Genomic DNA, 22,783 nt, shown 5'->3' with positions numbered 1-22,783 from the left:
TTCTTTTACTTTTGGTCGCCTACGATAAAGGTAAATTCGCACTCAGCAGCTTTTTTGCCATCCACTGTCGCTACCGCATCAGCAGTTCCAACGGAGCCTTTTATTTTGGTGATCTCAAAAACAAGTTTCATAGTATCTCCCGGAACAACTTTTTGACGGAATTTGGCTTTGTTTATGCCGCCGATATACGCCGTTCTACCTTGGAATTCCTCGGATTTCAAGATCAGGATCGATCCTGCTTGTGCCAATGTTTCTAAAATCAAGGCACCCGGCATTACTGGATTTCCCGGAAAATGACCTTGGAAAAAGTCTTCGTTGATGGTAACATTTTTCGTTGCGATAATCTTTTTGCCAGACTCGATTTCATCGACATAATCAATATATATAATTGGGTAGCGATTTGGAATCAAATCCATGACTTCTGTTTCAGTCAATAGTTTTTTCATGGTTTCCCTTCCTTGCTTAAGAATTTATTATAGTTTGATTATCAAAGTATCATAGTTCAACGGAATTCGCAACTAAATATTTATTAAGAAAAAAATAGTTTGACAATCAAACAATTATGCTTAATAATTAGAAATCAAGATAGTTTGATTTACTATTTGTCATTATACGTATTTTATTATTGTTGAATTTATTAAGGAGTGGAATTATGAGTTTTTTAACCGGTAAAAAAGTTGTCGTCATGGGCGTTGCCAACAAACGCAGTATCGCTTGGGGCTGTGCACAAGCATTAAAAGCACAAGGAGCCGAAGTGATCTACACGTATCAAAACGACCGCATGAAGAAGCCTTTAGAGCGCTTATTGGAATCTGATGAATTTGTAGTGGAGTGTGACGTCGCTAATGACGAAAGCATTGCTGCCGCCTTTGATACAATCAAAGAATATGCTGGAGAGATCCATGGTGTCGTCCATGCCGTCGCTTATGCTAATAAAGAAGATCTTTCTGGCGATATTTTGAATATTTCTCGTGACGGTTATGCTTTGGCGCAAGACATCAGCAGTTATTCATTGATTGCTGTCACCAAATATGCCAAACCAATCTTAGCTGAAAATGCTGGAATCGTTACCCTTTCCTACTTAGGTGCCGAACGGGCAGTACCAAACTACAACATGATGGGTATTGCGAAAGCTGCTTTGGAATCAAGTGTTCGCTATTTAGCTGCCGAACTTTCACCGCAAAAGATCCGTGTCAATGCGATTTCAGCTGGCGCCATCAAAACGCTAGCAGTAACAGGTGTAAAAGACTATCAAAAACTGATCCAATTGTCAGAGGATCGAACACCAGATCATATTGGTGTAACGATCGAAGAAGTCGGCAATGCTTGTGCCTTCTTGATCAGTCCTTTATCAAGCGGGATTATCGGCGAAGTGATTTTTGTTGATAAAGGCGTTCATTTATCTTAATCAATAATTGTCATAGAAAAGTCTGCTGTTTGCCTACCCGTTGGCTGAGCAGGCTTTTTCTGAAAAAAACAGGTATTTCAGAAAACCTCCTTTGCATTTCTATTTTATCTTCGTTAAAATAGATGCAGTAAGACTTGGAGGGATTTTATGAAACAACTGCTACTCGCAGCTAGCACGACCGATTCAAGTGGTTCCAGCATTACCGAACCAGCAGCTGCTCAGCTCAATGCATTGCAAAAATGGTGGGCGTCCATCGACTGGGAATCGATCATTGGTCTACTGATTCAAAAAGCATTGATGTTGCTTTTTTTATGTATCCTATTCGGTATTTTATTGAAAATAAGCAATATGATCATCGATCGGATCTATCGTTCCTATGAAAAAAAAGCCAGTTTCAATGTGAGTCGAATCAACACGATCCATACCTTGATTCGCAATACGGTTCATTACACATTAGGCTTCTTTTTTGTCTATGCACTCCTTTCAACCATCGGCGTTCCTGTAGGCTCTCTATTAGCAGGTGCCGGAGTCGTCGGTGTCGCACTTGGTTTAGGCGCCCAAGGTTTTATGAACGACTTGATTACTGGCTTCTTTATTATTACCGAGCAACAAATCAATGTTGGTGATTACGTCCGCTTGACCAATCTGACGCTTGAAGGTACGGTGACGGCCGTCGGTATTCGGACTGTTCAATTAAAATCCGTTGATGGAACCGTTCATTATATCCCAAATCGTAACATCACGACCATCAGTAATACATCCAGAGCCAATATGCAAGTCGTGGTAGACGTACGTATCTTACCATCTGAAGGCTTAGATGAAATACGTGCCATCATTGAAGAAGTCAATGAACAGATTGCTCAGCAGCATGAAGAAGAGATTCAAACGGCCCCTACGGTCTTCGGTTTAGTGGATCTAGGGAACAACAACTTTGCAATTCGTACGACCATGTATGTGACCAACGGTACGCAATGGAAAATCAAAGAGGAATTTTTGGCCGCATCGATCGATGCTTTAACTGCCAAAGGCTATACGATCCCCAATGCGCCGATCGTCGGTATTTAAAAAAGGTTATCCCGAAGCTGGGATAACCTTTTTTCTATACCACATGCAGTTCATCTGTCACCTTTGGGGCATCTTCTTTAGAAATCAGCAAATAGCGTCTTTCAATTTCGTGCGCCAAATGATTGACGGATTTTAAAATCTCTTTGCGGGTGATAATCCCAACAAAGACATTGTCATCATCAACGATCGGCAAGAATGCTTGATCTACTAACAAATGCAGCATACTTTCCAACTCATCGTTTTCTTTGATGCAATTCACATTGACTTCCATGACATCTGCCACAGTCAGCCCTTCAATATTTTCCATACTGAAGCCAGTGAGATCCATCATGCGTTCTACGATGTTTGAGAGGCTGATTAAGCCGACTAAATGGTCCTCACTATCTAGTACAGGGATCTTTGAATAGCCCACTTTTGATAAAACAAGCAATGCGTGACTCAAAGGGTGGTTATAAAATACAGATGCCACATTTTCTGCCGGCACCAAGAAATTTTCTTGGTTCTCGAGTAATATTTTTTCTACGGTCTGTCCTATCAATCTAATTGCCTCCATTTCACAGCTACTCTTCTATTTTACTTGAAAATGAGAATAGAAAGTTGAAACCTGCAAAATTATAATGAAATTTTTACTTTTTGATTCCGCTTACTTAGCGTGTGAAAACAAAAGCTAGCTCAGGGACTTTATGAAAGGAACGATCATAGTATTGGATTGCCCATTGTTCTGGCGTACTTTCGATAATCGCAAAGCTTTTGATTTGAATTTGCCCTCGCGGTTGGGAAATACTGCCGGGATTCAAGAAAAGCCGATTCCCAACTTTCTCACAAGCAATTTGATGCGTGTGACCAAACAGTGCGATCGAGGCATCGGCTTGTTGCGCTTGCAGCCCTAATTTCGTTACACCAAAACGGACATCTGCTAAGTGGCCATGAGTCATATAGATGGTGTCCAGCGGCGTTTTGATGATACGCTCATTGGGAAAACCACCGCCATAATCGCAATTGCCGCAAACGACTTGAAAAGTATCCCACAAAGGGTCTGTGTCAGGTAGTTCGGAGTCCCCACAGTGCAGGAATAAATCGACTTGATTTTCGAATTCATTTTTAAGATCAACAAGAATTTCACGATCTGAATGATTGTCACTGACAACTAAATATTTCATACATTTTCTCCTTCTAACCACTCCTGCCACTGTTCCTGCAGCTTTTTGATTGCTAGACCACGGTGGCTGACTCGGTTCTTTTCTTCTTGACTCATTTGGGCTGCGCTTTGCTCTGAACCATCAGGAATAAACAATGGATCGTAACCGAATCCATTTTCTCCACGGGGGATACGGCCGATTCTTCCCGGCCATTGAGCTTCAACCACCAAACTATCTTTTCCTGGCGCTGCGAAAACTAACGTACAGTGAAATTGAGCACTGCGCTTGTCATCTTCGACATCCGTCAATTCGTAAAGTAATTTTGCATTATTGGCAGCGTCACTTTTTTGCTCACCAGCAAATCGAGCAGAGTACACCCCTGGTCGACCCCCTAATGCATCGACTTTCAGTCCTGAGTCATCAGCTAACACCGGTCTTCCCAAAATTCTGGCGATGGTTTCCGCTTTAAGGCGGGCATTTTCTTCAAAGGTGGTGCCGGTTTCTTCAACATCCGGCAAGGAAGGATAGTCTTTTAAGGTGCGGACATCGTAACCTGCTGCGCCAAATACGGCTTTAAACTCCTTGGCTTTTCCTGGATTGCCTGTAGCAATGACAATCGTTTTTTCGGGAATCTCATAAGGGGGTTCATCTGGTAAAAACAGTGCCTCTTTTTGATAGGCGATCAATTCTTCGATAGCCGTTTTTCCGTAGATCAGCATCTCATTCAACTGCTGACCATCAAAGGTCGCTTCTTCCCCAGTTCCTTGCAATTCGACAAATCGACCAGATTCCGTCATCACCAAATTCATGTCAACAGCAGCTGAAGAATCTTCTTGATAATCGAGATCAGTCACACAGGTACCATCTGGTAAGATCCCGACACTAATTGCTGCCAAATGCTCCTTGATTGGATCTTCCGTCAATGCTTTGTCACGCAACAAGGTATCGATAGCTAAACGCAACGCGACAAAAGCGCCGGTAATACTGGCTGTTCTGGTACCGCCATCCGCTTGGACGACATCACAATCGACGACGATACTACGTTCCCCTAATTTTTCTAAATCAACTACGGCTCGTAAGGAACGAGCGATCAGCCGTTGGATCTCCATCGTACGACCAGAAAGCTTGCCTTTGGCACTTTCTCGACGATTACGAGTGTTGGTCGCTCGTGGGAGCATACTGTATTCGGCTGTGATCCAGCCTTTTCCCGTATCTCGTAAAAACGGAGGGACCCGATCTTCAATCGTTGCCGAACAAATCACGGTTGTGTCACCAAAAGAGATCACAACCGATCCTTCGGGGTGTTTGTAGACGTTGGTTTGAATGTTGACTGGTCTTAACATTGTTTCTTTTCTGCCATCATGTCGCATTTAAAAGCCTCCTAAATCAGTGTGAATCGATGAGATCGTATCTAAATCAAGCCAATCATTGGCGATCTCATCAAATATTTTCGGTGAACCAGTAGTAAAGAATGCATGTTGCGGATGCGGATCGTCCTGACTCGTTGCTGCAATGGAAAAATAGTCCAACAAGGTACTGACTTCCCCCACCGTTTCTGCCCCTGAATCAATCAGCTGGATATGGGCGCCTAATTCATTTTGGATCAAAGGGCGCAATAAAGGATAATGAGTACAGCCCAGAATCACTGTATCTAACCGCTTGTTTTTCAATGGACGCAACGTTTCTGCCACGATTTTCTTGGCGACCGAGCTATGGTATTGTTTGCTTTCTACGATCGGCACAAACTTTGGGCAAGCCAAACTGACGACTGACGCATGGGGCGCTTTGCCATGAAGAGCGCGCTTGTAAGAGTCGCTTTTGATCGTTCCATTTGTTCCGATGACACCGATTCGCTGGTTTTTGCTTGCTTTGACTGCTGCTCGACTACCGGGCAGGATCACGCCAATCACCGGGATCGCTAGTTTTTCTTTGATTTCTTCAAGGGCGACCGCTGTCGCTGTATTACAAGCGATCACCAACATTTTAATGTTTTTTTCTAATAAAAAACGGGTCATTTGCCACGTATACGCGATAACTTGCTCAGCAGGTCTCGGACCATACGGGCATCTGGCTGTATCTCCCAGATAAAGAATCGATTCGTTGGGTAATTGCTTGATTGCTTCTTTGACGACCGTCAACCCACCAACACCAGAATCGATAAAACCAATTGGTCTGTTGTTTGTCATAGTTTCCATCCTTTACATGAAAAAAAGAGTTTGGTGCGTTTTTCTCTCTTATTCATTTTGGACTTTTTTTGTCTATTTTTCAAGTATTCCTTTCGTTTGCTAAAAAAGCTTTCCCAAAAAACACGAAACGGTCAAAAAGAAAAAAAGCCCCAACGATTGGCTCACAACCCACAAGTTGCACTTGCATGGGTAAAAGACCGATCGTGGGGATGATTTTGTCGATTATTCTTTTTAGTAATCGTACTGACGTTTTTCCAAAAAGCCAGAAAGCAATGATAATGCATAACAAACCAAAAAGTATAAAACAGTCATTGCCAAAAACATAGGCAAAACATAGTTTGTATTTTGACCATAAATGATTCGAGCATGATGAGTCAGCTCTGGTAAAGAAATAATCACGGCTAATGACGTATCTTTGATCAAAGAGATCAACTGACTGACGATCGCTGGCAACATCGCTTTAAATGCCTGTGGCACGACGATACTCCGCAATACTTCGACATAGCTTAGCCCTGTTGACAAACCAGCTTCCATCTGCCCTTTTGGCACAGCATTCAAACCAGCACGAAAGATTTCAGAGAGCATCGCTGATTCAAAAATCGTCAACGCCACAACCGCTGACCAAAAAATATTAAAGCGGATACCGATCTGCGGCAATGCAAAGTAAGTGAAAAAGATGATCAAGAGCAAAGGCAAGTTACGAATAACATCGATCACGACACCTAATACTTTCGAAAAGACCGGGATCGAGCTGAAGCGCAAAATGCCGGCGATCCCTCCGATAATAAAGCTAAATAAAATCGATAGGATCGACACTTCAACTGTTACCCGCAAGCCATCGATCAAGAAGCGAATGTTAATCGCTGAAAAAGCTTCAAAAAAATCCATAGTTCGTTAGCTCCTTTCTATGAGCGGACAGCCCAACGCCGTTCCAAGTAAACCATCAAATAAGACAATGGTAGGGTAATGATCAAATAGAAAAGACCAACAATGATATACGTATCGAATGTATTGAAGGTCTCACTTGCGATCAAATCCCCTTGATACATAATATCTAATCCTGCGACCATCGCCAAAATTGATGAGTTTTTAACAAGATTGATAAATTGATTGCCTAACGGCGGTACGACGATCTTAAAAGCCTGAGGCAAAATAATGTAACGCATCGCTTGGCTGTACGTAAAACCAGAAGACAAGGAAGCTTCCATCTGGCCTTTAGGAACCGTTTGAATCCCTGACCGGATCGTCTCAGCGATAAATGCCGATGTATAGATCGTTAAGCCAATCGTTCCCGCTTGAAAACCGTCAAAAGAAACCCAATACATTGGCACAACGACATAAAAGAACATCACGATGATCAATAAGGGAATATTTCTAAAAAACTCAACATACGCTTTGGCAATCCCTTTGATGAGGCGATTGTCTGACAACTGAAAAATTGCCATTAAGGTTCCGATCAAAAGACTAAAAAACAGTGCGATCAAACTCGCCATGACTGTGTATTTAAAGCCTTCAATAAACTGACCGGTATACGTTTGAAATAATTCAACCATTCAGTTTCCTCCTACTCTACTTTTCCTGATTCGTCTTCAGGGAACCACTTGTTGTATATCTCATCATAGGTTCCATCTTCACGCATTTCCCGCAAGGCTTGATTCACTGCATCAAGAAACGGCTTTTGTCCTTTATTGATGGCAATCCCATAAGGTTCTTCTGTAAAAGTTTCGCCAACTAAATGGTAATTGGGATTTTCACTCGCCATCCCTAATAAGATCGCATTATCCGTGGTCATAGCATCCCCTTGACCAGATTGTAAAGCAGTAAAGGCTTCCGCATAATTCTCAAGTTCTAAAATTTGCGCTTCTGGTGCTGCTTCACGGATGTTCACAGCTGAGGTAGAGCCTTTAACGACCAATACAGTGGTGTCTGCGGTCAAATCTTCGATCCCTTGAATAGGACTGTCTTTGGCAACTAATAAAGATTGACCTGCATCAAAGTAGACATCGGAAAAATCGACCTGTTTTTTACGTTCTTCTGTGATAGTCATCGTGGCGATGATTGCATCGATGTTGCCGTTTTTCAAAAGAGGAATCCGGGTTTTTGAGGTAACTTCAACAAAGATGGCATTGCCATCACGACCTAAAATTTTCTCAGTGATTGCACGAGCGATATCAATATCGAATCCCCGTACTTCTCTAGTCGCGATATCCATCAATCCAAAAAGACGGGTATCGTTTTTTACGCCCCAAACGATCTGATTCGTCTCTTTGCTGTTTTCTAAAATATCGATATCTGCGGCACTTTGTCCTTTACAACCTGAGAAAGTCACAAGGGCAAAGGCTAAGACTAGAAAGGAAAATATTTTCTTTCTCATAAGGGTTCCTCCTATTGCTTAATGATTTGTGACTTTACTCAAGAATTGTTTTGCACGTTCGTCTCTTGGTGCATCAAAGAATCCATCGACATCGCGCCGGTCTTCTAAGACTTGTCCTTCCGCCATAAAGACGATTCGATCTGCTACTTCACGGGCAAAGCTCATTTCATGGGTAACAACGATCATGGACATACCTTCACTGGCAATTTTTTTCATGACATCCAATACATCACCAATCATTTCTGGATCCAATGCTGACGTTGGCTCATCAAAAAGCAGCATCTCTGGTTTCATCGCAAGCCCTCTGGCAATTGCGACCCGCTGCTGTTGTCCGCCGGATAACATGGAAGGATAGGAATCTTTTTTATCTAACATCCCTACCCGATCAAGAAGTTTTTCCGCCAAATTGATGGCTTCTTGCTCATTTTGTTTTAATACTTTAATCGGTGCCAACGTAATATTTTCTAACACGGTTTTATTTGGATACAAGTTGAAATGTTGAAACACCATGCCGATGTTTTTTCTAATTTCTGTCATTTTGACATCTTTGTCAAACAAGTTCTTACCATTGACCAATAATTGACCACCTGAAATGGTTTCTAGACCATTAATCGTACGGAGCATTGTACTTTTACCAGATCCTGAAGGCCCGATAACAACAACGACCTCACCTTTTTCAAATTCAAGGTTGATGTTTTTTAATGCATGGAACTTTCCGTAATATTTCTCTACGTTCTTAAATTCGATCATTGCCATTGATTCACACTCCTAGCTTTTTTTAAAATTAAATGAGTAATTGGAAAGATTTGATTCATATTATAGCTCAATCTTTTTTCATTTGTAAAGGTTCTTTTCCAATGTTCCCCCCTTATTTCTGAAAAGACAAGTGCTATTTTACTTTGATGTGAGGTTTTTGTCCATGAAAATTTTTCTCACCCCATCAGATCACAAGGAGAACCGGTTGTTTCTTTTGCTAAAAAAAGGTAAGATAAACCATATAACAAAGGAAAAGGTGGAAAAAAAGTGAATACGATTTTAACTGGCGACCGCCCAACTGGCAAATTGCATCTTGGCCATTATGTGGGGTCTTTAAAAAAACGGGTCGAAATGCAAGCTGACCCTGAAAATCAGCTTTATATCATGGTCGCTGACATGCAGGCACTAACAGATAATGCGAAAACACCTGAGAAGGTCTCAGCGAATATTTTAGAAGTTGCTTTGGATTATTTAGCCGTTGGATTGGATCCAGCAAAAACAACGATGTTTATTCAATCGCAAATCCCTCAGCTCTCTGAATTGACGATGTATTATCTCAATCTAGTCAGTGTTGCTCGAGTACGACGCAATCCAACCGTTAAAGCCGAAATTGAACAAAAAAAATTTGGTGAAGGCGTTCCTTCTGGTTTCTTCATCTATCCTGTCTCTCAAGCAGCGGATATCACCGCTTTTAAAGCAAATTTAGTCCCAGTCGGCGAAGATCAAAAACCAATGCTGGAACAAACGCAAGAAATCGTGCATAGTTTTAATTCTACGTATAGTGAAGTATTAGTCGAACCAAAAGCGGTTTTACCGCCAAAAGGCATGGGACGTTTAGCGGGGATCGATGGGAACGGGAAAATGAGCAAATCATTGAACAACGGTATTTACTTAGCTGATCCAGCCGATGTATTACAAAAGAAAGTGATGAGCATGTACACGGACCCAAATCACATTCATGTCAACGACCCCGGACAAGTTGAAGGCAATATGGTCTTCACTTATCTTGATGTATTTGGTACCGAAAAAGAAAAAATTGCTGAATTAAAAGAACATTACACCCGTGGTGGATTAGGCGATGTCAAAATCAAACGCTATTTGATTGATGTTCTGGAAGCCGAATTTGCACCCATTCGTGAGCGCCGTGAAGCTTTTGCCAAAGATCCCGGTGAAGTGATGAACTTACTAAAACTTGGTAGTGAAAAAGCTGAACAAGTTGCCGCTCAGACGTTAGCTGAAGTCAAAAATGCAATGGGCATCAATTACTTTGCTTAAAAAACAAGCCTTTACGGCTTGTTTTTTTGTTTACAAATCGGAATGAATTCTTTCATGCAAAACATATGTACAAACTCTGTGTTAGATTTCACGAGAACACTTCCTCCCCAGACTGACACTTTGTGTATTTTGATTTGATGCTGTTTCTTGCGCAATAACCAAGAGAGCTGTCCTAAAAAATAACTTCATAAAACGCTGATTAGAAAATGTATTTTTTCAGCCTAGCCAGTGTTTAAAAAAGGTTGTACCAAAAAAACTGGATTGCCTTCTATAGAGAAATCTTTTACGGCTTTCACTCAACTCCTAACATTCTTGTGTCATCTGAGCATCTATTATAATAGTAGAAAACGTTCCCCACCCAACTTCTTTGTATGGTGGAGAACGTTTTTCTACTTATTTGATTAGCGGATTTCTGCTTGAACGTTTTCTTCTAAGTTACGAGTAATTTTCGCTATTGCTTGATTGATCTCTTCATCCATCAGGGTAGCTTCCGGATTGCTAAAGGTCAGACTGTACCCTAGAGATTTTTTACCTGCTTCAATGTTTTTCCCTTGATAAACATCGAATAAACGAATATCACTTAAGAAGCGACCTGCACTTTCACGAATGATTTCCATCACGGATTGGTTATCGATCGTTTCATCGAGCAAGAGTGCCATATCTCGGGTCACTGATGGGAACTTAGAAACTGGTTGATAGACCAATTGTTCTGTTTTAGCTGCTAACAACTGATCTAAGTTCAATTCAGCAACATAGGTTTCACTCACTTCGTAGGCTTTGGTGATCGATGGGTGGACTTGTCCCAAGAAGCCGATTTCTAGGTCATCTAGCAAGATCCTTGCCGTACGCCCAGGATGCATCTCTTTGATATCTGCCGTTTTTTGATAACGAATACGGTCGGTTAATGCCAACGAATCAAAAAGATTTTCTAAAATGCCTTTCAAATGGAAGAAATCAACTTTTTGAGCTTGGGTTTGCCAGTCTTTCTCATGGATATTTCCCGTCAATGCTAGCCCTAAGTGATTGACTTCTGTTGGCAGTTCGTGTTTACTGTCGCCCGTTTGATAGAAGACGCGACCAATTTCATATAAAGCAACACGATTGTTTTTACGTGCCAAATTGTACGCAACGTCGTCTAACAAACCTGAAATCAGATTCAAGCGCAAGACGGCACGCTCTTCGGTCATTGGCCAATCCAATCGAGTCACTTGGCTCGATTTATCCGTAAATTGTTGCGCCTTCTCTTCCGTTGTCAAAGCATAGCTGATGGCTTCACTGACCCCGTTGCCTTCCAAAAGAGTCCGAACTTCTCTAGTCAGACGTTGCGCTTTGGTTAAATGACCGGCAACCGTTTCTCCTTGCGGTAAAGTCGATGGCAAACGATCATAACCGTAAATACGCGCCACTTCTTCAATGATATCTGCTTCGATCGTAATATCCCAACGACGAGGTGGGACTGAAACAATATAGCTGTCTGCTTCTTGACGATGACCAAAGCCTAATGCATCAAAGATTTCTTGCACTTCTTCATCAGTGATTTCTGTGCCTAAATAGCTATTGATCCGTGCTAAAGTAATCGCAACCTCCACAGGTTCTACTGCTACTTGGGAACCTATTACTGCCTCTTTCAAGACCGTTCCGCCAGCAAGTTCCGCAATCAGTGCTGCTGCTGCATCACAAGCTTTTGCAACCGTTGCTTGGTTGATCCCTTTTTCAAAACGAGCGGATGATTCGCTTCTTAAATTGAATTTTTTCGAAGTCAAACGAATCGCTAATGGATCGAACAAGGCCGCTTCTAAAGCGACTGTGGTCGTCGTTTCCGTGATTTCAGAATCAAGACCTCCCATGACGCCTGCGAGCGCAACGGGTGTCGTTCCGTTGATGATAACGATGTCTTCTGGGGAAAGCTGACGAGTTTCTCCATCTAAGGTAACCAGGCTTTCATTTTCTTTGCCGCGACGTACCAGTATTTCCTTGCTGTCTAGCTTTTGATAATCAAAAGCATGCAATGGTTGACCAAATAACAGTAAGATATAATTCGTCACGTCCACGACATTATTGATTGGACGAATGCCTTCATTCATCAAGCGATTTTGCAGCCATTGTGGACTTGGGGCGATCGTTACGCCATCAATGATTCGAATTTGGTAGGCGGGTGCATCCGTTACTTCAGTGACCTTCACCTGAATTTTATCGGCAGCAGCTACTTCACTTTCGGTAAGCGCAATTTCAGGAAACTTCGGTGTTTGCCGATAGATTGCACCGACTTCATAAGCAACCCCCCGCATGCTCAACGCATCCGCACGATTCGGAGTGATCGATAATTCGATAATGTGATCATCCATATCAAGATAAGGAAAAACTGGTGTTCCTACTTCTGCTTCTGCTGGTAAATAATAGATTCCTTCTGCGTATTCTTTGGGAATCACGCTATCTGCATATCCCAACTCTTGCAACGAACAAATCATGCCGTTGGAAACTTCTCCCCGCATCTTGCCCTTTTTGATTTTTACGTTGCCCGCGATTCGAGAGCCTGGTAATGCCACGATGACTTTGATGCCGCTTTTGACATTCGGCGCACCACAAACGATCTGTGAGTCTTCATCCTCGCCAATATTTACTTGGCAAATTGATAGATGATCAGAATCTGGATGTGGTCGGCAGTCGGTCACTTCTCCGACAACGATTTTTTTTAAACCCTCTTCAGGCACGTCAATACCTTCGACTTCGATCCCCGTCACTGACATTTTATCCGCCAGCTCTTTGGGTGTGATCTCAGACAGATCAAGGTATTCATTTAACCATTTGTATGATACTAACATTTATTGTTCCCCCTTGAACTGGCGAATGAAACGCACATCATTTTGATAGAATTGGCGAATGTCGTTCACGCCGTAGCGCAGCATTGCCACTCGATCAGGACCTAAACCAAAAGCAAATCCTGAATATTGGGTTGGATCGATCCCTGACATTTCTAAGACGTTAGGATGCACCATTCCAGCACCGAGGATCTCGATCCAGCCAGTTTGTTTACAAACATTACAACCGGCACCACCGCACTTGAAGCAGCTGACATCGACTTCGACCGATGGTTCTGTGAAAGGGAAATAGCTTGGTCGCAAGCGAATTTGGCGATCTTCCCCAAACATTTTTTGCATCATGACTTCTAAGGTTCCTTTTAAGTCACCCATCGTAATATTCTTATCGATTACCAAACCTTCAATTTGATGGAATTGGTGGCTATGGGTCGCATCATCTGTGTCACGACGGAAAACTTTCCCGGGTGAGATCATCCGCAGCGGCCCTTTAGAAAAATCATGAGTCTCCATTGTTCTCGCTTGCACTGGTGACGTATGGGTTCGAATCAGCACTTCCTCTGAAATATAAAAAGTATCTTGCATGTCTCTGGCTGGATGATCCTTTGGCAGATTCATCCGTTCGAAGTTGTAATGATCTTTTTCCACTTCGTAACCTTCGACTACTTGGTAGCCCATACCAACAAAGATATCTTCGATTTCTTCCATGATTTGCGTTAGCACATGGCGTGTTCCTCGGTCCATCTTTTTACCAGGCAACGTCACGTCGATGGATTCTTCAGCAAGAGCTTTTTCCAAGTTTGCTGCTTCGATAGACGTCTTGGCTTCTTCGATCGCTTCTGTCAAGATATCACGAATCTCGTTGGCATAGCTCCCCACCTTCGGCCGTTCTTCCGCAGAAAGATCTTTCATTCCCCGCAGAACTTCTGTTATGGGACCTTTTTTTCCAAGCACTTCCACTCGAATCTGATTTAAGTCATTCATGGTTGGACTTTCTTTGATTTTAAGCAATGTCGTTTCCTTCAATGCTTCTAATTTCTCTTGTAAAGACATGTATTTCCTCCTTCTATGCTGTGAATAGTGTAAGAATAAAAAGACTGGATTGACTGAATAAAGTGAGTATCATTCGTATAAAGACAAAAAAAGACATCATCCCTTAAAAAGGAACGACGTCTCGTGTTACCATCCTCATTCGCGAAAAAAACCGCGCACTCACTTCGGCTAACGACAGCAAAACTGCCGACTGACTGTAATCAGCAAGCTCCAGAAGTGAAATTCATTTTTCGAATACAGGACTTGCTTTCAGTCTGTGACAAGTCTCCCTTTTTCTGATTCAGCCAAATTACTAGTTTCTATCAACGCTTTTTATCTATTCATTTAAGCTTAGTTTACCTAATTTCCGGTGAGAAATCAACTGCATTCTTCCTCACGCACCCAGGTTTCTGCCCAACGCTTCACACTCATCATACTCTTTTCAAGAGCAATACCTCTTGGCGTCAAGCAGTAAAGATTGTTTTCTTTGCAGACAATTTCTTCCCGCTCTAATTCTTTCAAGCGTTCGACTAACACCCGATCACTCACTTGAGGAATCTTGTTTGCTAACTCAACAAATCTTTGTTTGCCGTCTTCAAGAAGGACATCAATGATCAAGCCGTTCCACTTTTTGCCTAAAATAGAAAAAGCTTTTTCAAATTTAGGACAAAGGGCGTAATCCGATTCTACTTTTATCATTCTCCATCACCTCTTTTACCTATTATAGCATATGACTTACGAATTGTAAGAAACTAGGATCGATCAGCTAGAATGCCACGATCATTTTAGGTTTTAACAGCACTAAATAGGTCTGTTTCACTGGTTTGTTCAATGCTTTCTCCAATGCTTGGCAGTAGAGTTTCAATTGACCATAATATCGTTCGCGCATTTTCTTTTCAATCTGAGCCTGACTGCCGAAAACATCATCTGTTTTAAAGTCATATAAAATGATTTCATCCGCCAATTCAATATAGCCGTCGATAATACCATGGATCAAAAGCGGCGCATCTGGTTCGTCAAACCCTTCAAAGATCGTATCAGCCTCTTTTAGCATCGAAAACGGCTGCTCCCGCTTCACCACATCAGAGGATCGGTTCAGCAGTTCACCTAGTTCAGTTTGATAAAACCACAAAATGCTCGATCGGTCAATTTTTTTGGCGATTTCTTCAGAAAAAAATTGCTTTTTCACGAGTTCAGCAATCAGGAGCTCCAAAGTATCTTGTGTTGGCGTCATTCCTAATGGGATCATTTGCAAAACCGTATGTGTTGCTGTCCCGATACTGCTGGCGAGAGGCTTCGTTTCTTGCAGAAATTTTGGTTTCGCCAATTCATCCTGTACGTAGCGATATTGCTGAGGATTCGTCTTCTCGGAAACCGACCGCCATTCCAACAAAGTGGTCTGTTGATCATCGGGATCGTTATAGAGTCTTTTCAATTCTGATACAGATTGATAACTAGTCGTTTGGGTCGCTTTTTGATAAGGATAGCGATATGCTAGGCGTTTCAAAAGATCATCGATATTGCTATCTGGCGCAAGCAATCGTTTAGACTCCTCGACTGGCGCAAGGGTCTCTTGGACTTGTTGCGTGATCGTTTCTTGATTCCACCATGACAGACGAAAATGAGCAGGATGATCGATCGTCCGCTTGCGCTCTGACGCTTCAGAGAATACTGCTTCCATATCTGGATGGCGCATCAGGGTCCGTCCGACCCAATCCATCAAGCTCCCCCGGGCAACAAGCCGTAATGCAGGATCAAGAACCATCTCGGCTTGTGTCAGGCCAGATTGCCAAGTCTTAAAGGCATCCGCTTGATTTTTATAGGAGCCCACTAAGAAAAGCTTCTGCTCTGCTCGTGTCAATGCTACGTATAATTTTCGCATTTCTTCTGACAAGGCTTTTTTCAAACGAACTTGCTTGATGGCTTGAAACGGCAGTGTCTCAAATTTAAGGTTTTCTGCTGGATTCACATATTGGATCCCAGCCCCCAGCTGTTCTTCAAAGACATAGCGTTTTTGAAAATCTTGGTAGTTAAAGAATTTTGTTGTATCCAGTAAGAACACAACAGGGAATTCCAAGCCTTTACTTGCATGGACGGTCATCACTCGAACGGCATCTTCTACAGGAGTAGCCACAGGCTCCGCCAAATCTTTGTTTTTTTCTTGCATTTTTTCGATGAAGCGAATGAATTGGTACAAACCACGGAAACTGCTCTTTTCGTATTTTTCGGCTCTGTGGATCAATGCCACTAAATTTGCATAACGCTGCTGTCCTGCAGGAAGTCCCACAACATAATCCAAGTAAGCAGTATCTTCATAGATTTGCCATAATAAGGTTGGGATCGGTAATCTGCGTGCTTCTTCGCGCCATTGATTTAGTTTGGCTAAAAACCCATCCAACGTTTGCCACAAGGGTGACTCTTCTTGTTGAACATGATAATCCAATACTGCATCATAGTAGTCGCTGGAACGATTTGCTAAACGGATCTCAGCCAATTGATCTTCTGTTAGGCCGACGATTGGCGAACGCAAGACCGCCACAAGGGGGATATCTTGGTACGGATTGTCAATGATTTGCAGCAAAGAAACGACGGTTTGGATTTCCGTTGCCTGAAAATAGTTTTGAGCATCATTCACCGCCATCGGAATCCCAAACTGCTTAAAGACATCTAAAATGACAAGATTGTTTTTACGTGTAGGGGTCAATAAGACGATATCGTTGTAAGTGATTGGTCGATTTGTTTTGGCTTTTTTGTCATAGATCATGAATTTTGATTCAATCAACTCTCGAATCTTCAATGCAGTAATCTGCATTTCCCCCTCTGTTTTGTCATCGATCAATTGTTCTTCGGATTCATGCTCTTTTTCATATAACAAGAGCTCTGTGGCAAAGGCGTCGCTTTCTGGAAAATGAGGAAAACCGGTAATCAAGGCTGCCGCCTCATCATAAGGGATTTGTCCAACCCGTTCATCCATCAGCTGTTGAAAAACTAGATTCGTAAAATCCAATACGTCGGAGCGAGAACGGAAATTTTCTGCTAAGACGATTCTCCGCCCACCATTCTCCGTTTCAAATGCCAAGTATTTTTCGATAAATAGCGTCGGATCTGCTAGTCGAAACGAATAGATCGACTGCTTTACATCCCCCACCATAAACATGTTGCCGGGGTTATGATCGACTTGTCTCACCCAATATAAAATTGCCTCTTGCAGCCGATTGACGTCTTGATATTCATCGACTAAAACTTCTTCAAAGCGATCACGATAATAGGTCGACGCTTCACTTCCACTACCGTCTCCTTGTAAAATCAGCAAGGTGAAATGTTCCAAATCATTAAAGTCTAAACGGCCTTTTGAAAGTTTCCTTTCTTGGAATGCTTTCATAAACGCTTCGGTCATAGCTGCCATTTTTTCAACGACAGGTGCGGACCGATGAAGCAGCTCCATCATTTCAGCCGGTGGGTATGGAAAGGCCGCTTTCAATTGCTCAACCAATTTTTTCGCATCATCTCGCAAAGGTTTAATTTCTTGAGAGAGTTCCTTTTGTTCTGGTTTGCGAAAAGCTGGGTAGCGAGCAAAACGCAACACTTGGATTTGCTCATAGAAGCCATCAACATCGTCTGAATCCAGCAGAGCCTTTAAGGTTTCCACCATTCCTAATTCGGTATCGATCAATAGTGCCGCTTTTTCCATCGCTTCATCAGAACGGGCATAGTCTTGCGCCGCCTGCAGCAAATGCGCCGCTGTCTTCAAGTTTTCTTGCAAAGTCGGCTTGATTTGCGATTGGTACAGGGTATTTTCAGCAAAGGTTTCTTTGCCGATATAGTGATCACTTAGATGAGCTAACCAGTTTACTGGATCCGGATTTGCTCGGGCAAAGTCATAAAGAGACAGGATCAGATCCCCGACGCCTTCATCGGAACGATCACTAGAAAAATTTTCCGTCAAACGAAAGAACGCTTCATCATTGGCTTCATATTGTTGATCTCTCAGCTGTGTCCAGATTTCTTCTTTCATCAATAAAATTTCGGTTTCATCAGTCATCATGCGGAAATTTGGATCTAAATCGATCAAATAATAAAAACGCCGAATCACAGTTAAACAAAACGCATGCAAGGTAGAAATGTTAGCTGTCGGCAATAGCTGCAGCTGACGGACGAAGTGCTGACGCTTTTGCTCGTCACTTTCTTGATTGATGGCCTGCTGCAGTGCCGCTTGAATCCGTTCTTTCATTTCTCGAGCAGCTGCTTCGGTAAAGGTCACGATCAGTAAAGAATCGATTGTCGTTCCTGCTTTTAGCTTTTCAATCACTCGCCGAACCAAAACGGTGGTTTTGCCTGAACCCGCTGAAGCGGAAACGAGGATATTATCCCCTTTATCAAAAATGGCTTGCCATTGGGTATCCGTAAAGGTTTCATTTTGCGGTTTTAAAGGGATCTTACTCATCTTCTTCCTCCCTTAAGCGATGGATAATCTCATCTTTAGATAAGTTTTCTAAACGGTGGTACTCATTTTCTTTCAACAATACATCAAAGTCACAGATGCTGCGAAACGGACAAAACTCACACGCCCTTTTTTTGTCTTTTAATTTATAAGACGGGTTTAAGGCGATTTCACCGCTCAACAGCTTCTCACCACTTTGTTGCATATTTTTCCGATTGTGTTTTCTTAATAGTTCGAGCTCTTCTTCTGTATAAAACTTGTTTTTCGCCTGTGTTGTTTTTTGATAATTGCCGTTTTTGTCTTTCCGAACAGGAAATACCGGCGAATTTTTGCTGGCTTCAACTTCCTCATCGAGTAACGGGAAAACAGCCGGTTCGTCAATAAACAACCCGTCATACTTGAAACGTTTTAAACGTTCTTCTTCACTGGCTTCTTGTCCGTCCAAAAGCGGATTATGCACATGCAGATAATATGCCCCCGCTGGTCGAACCTTTGGCGAACCAACCAGTTGGACAGCATCCGTCAATGCGACGTCGAGATACGTGATCAACTGCATCGCAAGTCCGTAGTAGGCTTCAGAAAGGTCAAAATCTCGGCTGCTAGATTTATAGTCAACAACGGAAAGCCATTGTTCTTCTTCCGTTTTCGCCGTATCGACACGATCAATCTTCCCCCGCACATGTAGTTTCCCGCCAGAACTTAATGGTAATTCGATCCCGTTGATCCCATTTGAGCCAGCGATCTGGCCGAATAGCACCTCCGTCTTTTCAGGACTAAAATGCATTTTTTGTCCTTGTTTCGCTAATGCCCACGCTACTCGCTGAATCGTCTTGCCTAATTGATACCGAATAAAATTCATCCGAGCAGAACTCGTCAGTAAGCGATAACGGCTTTCGCCAAAAATTTCCTGCAAAACGACTTCCACAAATTGCACGCGTTGGTCAGCAGTTAACTGGGTCAAGGAAATATTTTCAGCAATTAGGACTTTGACAAAGCGGTCCAACGCATCATGGAAAAACTCACCGGTCATTGCTGGATTTAAGCCATAAACTTCCCGTTCTTTTAACCGTAATCCGTAGCTGACGAAATACTTGTATTCACACTGATAGAACGTCTCCATCTGAGAAATGGAGCTGTAGATCGACGGGCCATATAGCGCCGCAGCTTGTGCTTGAGACAAAGGAATCGGAATATTTTGATGGGTTTGGCTTTCAAATACTTGGGCAGCTAAATCTGTCCATTCCGAACGTAACAGCGCTTGTTTCAGTTGCTCCCACACTCGAGGCAAATTCTCTTTGTTTTTTTGCGCTTGCTGACTGAGATTATTGATTTGGTAGATCAGGCCACGATAACTGCCAACATAGTCTCTCGGGTCACTGACTAGCGTCAAGATCCCCCGCTCTTGCAGTGGTACATCCAAATGCTTGACCACGCGGTCTAAATAAGGCGACATCTTGATGTTTTGCTGTGTATCAAAATTAACGGCATAGGACAGTGATAAGTGCTCTGTCGCTGAAAGCAAGACAGAATAAAAGGCAAATGGTTCTTTGACACTGCCTTCCACCACTGTATCTCTAAGGTATTTTTCACCATTAAATAACTGATTGAAATGCTGACGTTCTTCATTCGTCAACAATGTTTTATTTTCCATTTTTCTTGGCAAAGCCGTTTCATTCAATCCCGGTGCAAATGTGATCTTCGCTTGTTTCGGACGTGCCAAATCAAGGCGGTTGATGTTGACTTGGTCGATCGCTGTTGGGATCTTTCCGAATGTGACATTTTCTAAGCCAGTCAATAAGACATCTTCAAAGAGCGCAAAATCAAAGGGCTCATCTCCATAGATCGTGGCATACTCATCCAGCAGATCCATTAAAGCTTGCCATGCTTGTTCATGATTGCGGGCTTGATCTAATTTTCCTTGTTGGATTGCCTGGTCTCGCCAATGCCTCAGCTGTTGCTCGACACCCGCATTCAGTAAAAAGCGATACAGCAGTTCTACGGCATCTCGATTTGTTCTAGCTGCTGTCAGCCAATCGAGTGTATCCACGACATCTTGCTTGAAAGCCCTGCGAAGCTGATTGGTGTACGCCGTCAAATCCACTTTGTCCACTGCTTCTTCTTCCGATTGTAAATACTCGATCAGTTCCCAATCTTCGTTTCTCGTCCAACTCGCTCCTTGGAAATCATGAGCCAGCGCTTTGTTCTCGGTAATATCCACCAACTTACGAAACTGGTCACGCCCAACAAGCCAATCTGCTTCGGAGCGATAGGCTGCCGGTAAGTAAAGTTCCGTTCTAAGCAACCGTAAAATATCATTTAAGCGAAAGCCATAGGATTGACAAGCAAAAAAAGCATTCAAAAACTCAACCAATGGATGTTGCGCCATCATCTGCTCTTCATCGATATAAAAAGGAATCTCAAACTCAGTAAAAATTTTAGGAATATACTGATGATAGACTTCTGGTTCGGCGATCAGTAATTGGATATCACGATACCGTAATGTTGGGTACCGTTTCTTATCACTCATCATCCCGCGGATCGACGCTGCGATTTGACGAATCTCTTCTTCGGGATTCCCAACTTTCCAGACAGCCAAGAAGTCTTTGACGGACGTCTGCTGATGATAATTGGCTTGTGATTGGGTCTGCCGCCAAAAAGTTTCTACTTCCTTGTATGCCTGCGGGATCGATCCCTCGTCTTCTTTGTCCACCTCTTGGTTGACGGAAAGTTTCTGATCTAAGTAAATGTTCACTTGATTGTCACGAGCAGAACTGATCAACTGATAATAGGTCCGTCCTGCTTCGTAAAATAAATTCAATGGCGTGGGCATCTCTTGTGGGTACCCGCGATCCAAAATAAGATCAATCACTACATGACTTCTCTTCATCAGTACTTGAATCAACTGTTGCTCTTGTGTTGAAAAAGCGGAGAAACCGCTGATAATAAATAAGGCGTGGGAAAGATCTGGCGCTTTGTTCAAAGAAACAGTGGTTGGCATTGCATGATCCACCGAGGAATCGCCCAGCAAGGAACCTTCCAGAAAGCGTGTCAGTAAGGTGATCGGTTGTTCGACTTGCAAGGCACGCTCTAGAAGTTCTTGTTCAAATCGTTGAAAAATTATCGCTAATTCACTGTATTTTTTTTCTTCGTCTTGGGTTGCGCTTGGTGCAGCACCACCTGCTAATAAATCTTCGATCCCCAATCGACTTGTATGCATTTCTTGATAGAAAGCCAACAATTGTTGGATAAAACCCGCTTTGTTGATCTCACCACGGTATAAGACGAGTTCTTCTTCTAGTTCCAAAAGCAGCTTACGCATGATCATGGAGGCACCATTTTCAGTGATGGCATTTTGAGAAAGCAAGCCGGTTTGCTGCAGATAAAACCAAGCCAAACGGTGAAAACTATACACTTGCGCGCGAATAGAAGCAAAATCTTCTACGCGATCCTCTTTCAGTAATTGAAGGATCTCGCGCTCTCGTTCAAATTTGTTGTAGTTAGGTACCAGGAAAAATACTTCTTGATGGTCTTTTTCTAACCAGCTTTTTGCATTTTCTATCACTGCTTGATCATGACGACAACGGCCATCGCCAAGAATAAATCGTAAACTCATGAAAGGACTCCTTCTCTCCATCGTCTTTTAAAAAAATCCACTAAAAAATCAGCGACACGCTTTTTCGAATGCGTCTTTATTTTTAAGAGACTCTCCTTAAAAACAAAATAACAATCGCAGAATTTCATTCTTTGCCTACCATACCAAAATCGGCAATTGGCCAGAAAACAAATTTTACATCCCCCAAAATTGTTGATTCATCGATCAGACCTAATTGACGACTATCTTTGGAAATTCGACGGTTATCCCCTAACACTAAAATTTGACCTTCAGGAATGACTTCAACACCAAATAACCCCATATCAAAATCACTAGTCAACGGAAAGCCATCTGCGACAGCTGCTTTGAATTCATCCAAGTAGGGTTCATCATATGCTTGTCCATTGATATAAAGGGTATCGTTTTGATAGGAAACCTGGTCGCCAGGTAATCCGATTACGCGTTTGATATAGTTTTTGCCTGCTTCATCCGGTGCTTCAAACGTTATGATATCGAAACGTTCGATCTCGGTATTTTTCAAAGCAATCACCCGCTCACCATCATGTAATGTGGGGTCCATCGAATCTCCTTTTACGATCACAGGGGTAAAGACATACTGTCTTAATAACAATAGGAATAAAGTAAAGATCACGACAAATCCTACTGTTTTTAAAAGCTCTTTTACTTGTTGCACGCGTC

The 22,783-nt window shown here is 42.5% G+C and carries 18 protein-coding genes; 3 read left to right on the top strand and 15 right to left on the bottom strand.

The window, feature by feature from the left end; translation table 11 throughout:
* Positions 1–5: 5 nt before the first annotated feature.
* The gene (fabZ, locus tag IGI94_RS07690; RefSeq protein ID WP_005226178.1) at positions 6–446 is read right to left on the bottom strand and encodes a 3-hydroxyacyl-ACP dehydratase FabZ; all 441 of its coding nucleotides are present in this window, start codon (positions 444–446) and stop codon (positions 6–8) included.
* A gap of 206 nt (positions 447–652) precedes the next feature.
* On the opposite strand from fabZ, the gene fabI reads away from it, so the two are divergent.
* Positions 653–1,408, top strand: a complete 756-nt coding sequence (gene fabI, locus IGI94_RS07685) for an enoyl-ACP reductase FabI (protein ID WP_005236100.1) — start codon at positions 653–655, stop codon at positions 1,406–1,408.
* 147 nt (positions 1,409–1,555) lie between these two features.
* Positions 1,556–2,473 carry a mechanosensitive ion channel family protein gene (locus IGI94_RS07680; RefSeq protein ID WP_005236101.1) on the top strand — a complete coding sequence of 306 codons (918 nt, stop codon included), beginning with the start codon at positions 1,556–1,558 and terminating at the stop codon, positions 2,471–2,473.
* A gap of 34 nt (positions 2,474–2,507) precedes the next feature.
* Here IGI94_RS07680 and cbpB read toward each other — a convergent pair whose 3' ends face one another.
* From cbpB to IGI94_RS07640, 8 genes are all read right to left on the bottom strand, one after another.
* Positions 2,508–3,011, bottom strand: a complete 504-nt coding sequence (gene cbpB, locus IGI94_RS07675) for a cyclic-di-AMP-binding protein CbpB (protein ID WP_008381899.1) — start codon at positions 3,009–3,011, stop codon at positions 2,508–2,510.
* A gap of 109 nt (positions 3,012–3,120) precedes the next feature.
* On the bottom strand, positions 3,121–3,633 hold the full coding sequence (locus IGI94_RS07670; RefSeq protein WP_005236103.1) for a metallophosphoesterase: 513 nt from the start codon (positions 3,631–3,633) through the stop codon (positions 3,121–3,123).
* Positions 3,630–4,982: a ribonuclease PH gene (gene rph / locus IGI94_RS07665; protein ID WP_005236104.1), complete on the bottom strand. Its 1,353-nt coding sequence runs from the start codon at positions 4,980–4,982 to the stop codon at positions 3,630–3,632. The genes IGI94_RS07670 and rph overlap by 4 nt, the downstream gene beginning before the upstream one ends.
* Positions 4,983–5,798 (bottom strand): glutamate racemase, encoded by an 816-nt coding sequence (gene racE / locus IGI94_RS07660; RefSeq protein ID WP_008381904.1) that lies wholly within the window; start codon positions 5,796–5,798, stop codon positions 4,983–4,985. It lies immediately after the preceding gene.
* A 231-nt stretch (positions 5,799–6,029) separates the two neighbouring features.
* Positions 6,030–6,686: an amino acid ABC transporter permease gene (locus tag IGI94_RS07655; RefSeq protein WP_005236107.1), complete on the bottom strand. Its 657-nt coding sequence runs from the start codon at positions 6,684–6,686 to the stop codon at positions 6,030–6,032.
* 17 nt (positions 6,687–6,703) lie between these two features.
* Positions 6,704–7,351, bottom strand: a complete 648-nt coding sequence (locus tag IGI94_RS07650) for an amino acid ABC transporter permease (protein WP_005226186.1) — start codon at positions 7,349–7,351, stop codon at positions 6,704–6,706.
* Between the two features lie 11 nt (positions 7,352–7,362).
* Positions 7,363–8,172: a transporter substrate-binding domain-containing protein gene (locus IGI94_RS07645; protein WP_008381907.1), complete on the bottom strand. Its 810-nt coding sequence runs from the start codon at positions 8,170–8,172 to the stop codon at positions 7,363–7,365.
* An 18-nt stretch (positions 8,173–8,190) separates the two neighbouring features.
* Complete coding sequence (locus IGI94_RS07640) at positions 8,191–8,928, bottom strand: amino acid ABC transporter ATP-binding protein (protein ID WP_008381909.1); 738 nt, start codon at positions 8,926–8,928, stop codon at positions 8,191–8,193.
* 267 nt (positions 8,929–9,195) lie between these two features.
* Here IGI94_RS07640 and trpS point away from each other — a divergent pair, with 267 nt between their 5' ends.
* Complete coding sequence (gene trpS / locus IGI94_RS07635) at positions 9,196–10,203, top strand: tryptophan--tRNA ligase (RefSeq protein WP_005236112.1); 1,008 nt, start codon at positions 9,196–9,198, stop codon at positions 10,201–10,203.
* Between the two features lie 401 nt (positions 10,204–10,604).
* Here trpS and pheT read toward each other — a convergent pair whose 3' ends face one another.
* The 6 genes from pheT to lepB all read right to left on the bottom strand — a co-directional run bounded on the left by pheT (position 10,605) and on the right by lepB (position 22,778).
* Positions 10,605–13,025, bottom strand: coding sequence for a phenylalanine--tRNA ligase subunit beta (gene pheT, locus IGI94_RS07630; RefSeq protein ID WP_438899613.1), 2,421 nt, complete (start codon positions 13,023–13,025; stop codon positions 10,605–10,607).
* Entirely contained in the window at positions 13,026–14,072 is a 1,047-nt protein-coding gene (gene pheS / locus IGI94_RS07625) for a phenylalanine--tRNA ligase subunit alpha (RefSeq protein WP_005236117.1), read from the bottom strand.
* Between the two features lie 357 nt (positions 14,073–14,429).
* A complete protein-coding gene (locus tag IGI94_RS07620) occupies positions 14,430–14,750 on the bottom strand; it encodes a winged helix-turn-helix transcriptional regulator (protein ID WP_005226192.1) in 321 nt (106 codons plus the stop codon).
* 67 nt (positions 14,751–14,817) lie between these two features.
* Positions 14,818–18,495, bottom strand: coding sequence for a helicase-exonuclease AddAB subunit AddA (gene addA, locus IGI94_RS07615; RefSeq protein WP_438899612.1), 3,678 nt, complete (start codon positions 18,493–18,495; stop codon positions 14,818–14,820).
* Complete coding sequence (locus IGI94_RS07610) at positions 18,488–22,105, bottom strand: PD-(D/E)XK nuclease family protein (protein ID WP_008381921.1); 3,618 nt, start codon at positions 22,103–22,105, stop codon at positions 18,488–18,490. Before IGI94_RS07610 ends, addA begins: the two co-directional genes overlap by 8 nt.
* Positions 22,106–22,229: 124 nt before the next feature.
* Positions 22,230–22,778, bottom strand: a complete 549-nt coding sequence (gene lepB, locus IGI94_RS07605) for a signal peptidase I (RefSeq protein ID WP_005236123.1) — start codon at positions 22,776–22,778, stop codon at positions 22,230–22,232.
* Positions 22,779–22,783 lie beyond the last annotated feature (5 nt).

It is taken from the genome of Enterococcus sp. AZ149 (assembly GCF_051714285.1).
Classification (GTDB): domain Bacteria; phylum Bacillota; class Bacilli; order Lactobacillales; family Enterococcaceae; genus Enterococcus_D; species Enterococcus_D entomosocium.
Note: the sequence above shows the minus strand (reverse complement) of the source record. Positions and strands in the feature narration are given on the sequence as shown.

Coding starts and splice junctions, on each gene's coding strand:
- fabZ (WP_005226178.1), bottom strand. CDS start 446: ATGAAAAAACTATTGACTGAAACAGAAGTCATGGATTTGATTCCAAAT.
- fabI (WP_005236100.1), top strand. CDS start 653: ATGAGTTTTTTAACCGGTAAAAAAGTTGTCGTCATGGGCGTTGCCAAC.
- IGI94_RS07680 (WP_005236101.1), top strand. CDS start 1,556: ATGAAACAACTGCTACTCGCAGCTAGCACGACCGATTCAAGTGGTTCC.
- IGI94_RS07670 (WP_005236103.1), bottom strand. CDS start 3,633: ATGAAATATTTAGTTGTCAGTGACAATCATTCAGATCGTGAAATTCTT.
- rph (WP_005236104.1), bottom strand. CDS start 4,982: ATGCGACATGATGGCAGAAAAGAAACAATGTTAAGACCAGTCAACATT.
- racE (WP_008381904.1), bottom strand. CDS start 5,798: ATGACAAACAACAGACCAATTGGTTTTATCGATTCTGGTGTTGGTGGG.
- IGI94_RS07655 (WP_005236107.1), bottom strand. CDS start 6,686: ATGGATTTTTTTGAAGCTTTTTCAGCGATTAACATTCGCTTCTTGATC.
- IGI94_RS07650 (WP_005226186.1), bottom strand. CDS start 7,351: ATGGTTGAATTATTTCAAACGTATACCGGTCAGTTTATTGAAGGCTTT.
- IGI94_RS07645 (WP_008381907.1), bottom strand. CDS start 8,172: ATGAGAAAGAAAATATTTTCCTTTCTAGTCTTAGCCTTTGCCCTTGTG.
- IGI94_RS07640 (WP_008381909.1), bottom strand. CDS start 8,928: ATGGCAATGATCGAATTTAAGAACGTAGAGAAATATTACGGAAAGTTC.
- pheT (WP_438899613.1), bottom strand. CDS start 13,025: ATGTTAGTATCATACAAATGGTTAAATGAATACCTTGATCTGTCTGAG.
- pheS (WP_005236117.1), bottom strand. CDS start 14,072: ATGTCTTTACAAGAGAAATTAGAAGCATTGAAGGAAACGACATTGCTT.
- IGI94_RS07620 (WP_005226192.1), bottom strand. CDS start 14,750: ATGATAAAAGTAGAATCGGATTACGCCCTTTGTCCTAAATTTGAAAAA.
- addA (WP_438899612.1), bottom strand. CDS start 18,495: ATGAGTAAGATCCCTTTAAAACCGCAAAATGAAACCTTTACGGATACC.
- IGI94_RS07610 (WP_008381921.1), bottom strand. CDS start 22,105: ATGAGTTTACGATTTATTCTTGGCGATGGCCGTTGTCGTCATGATCAA.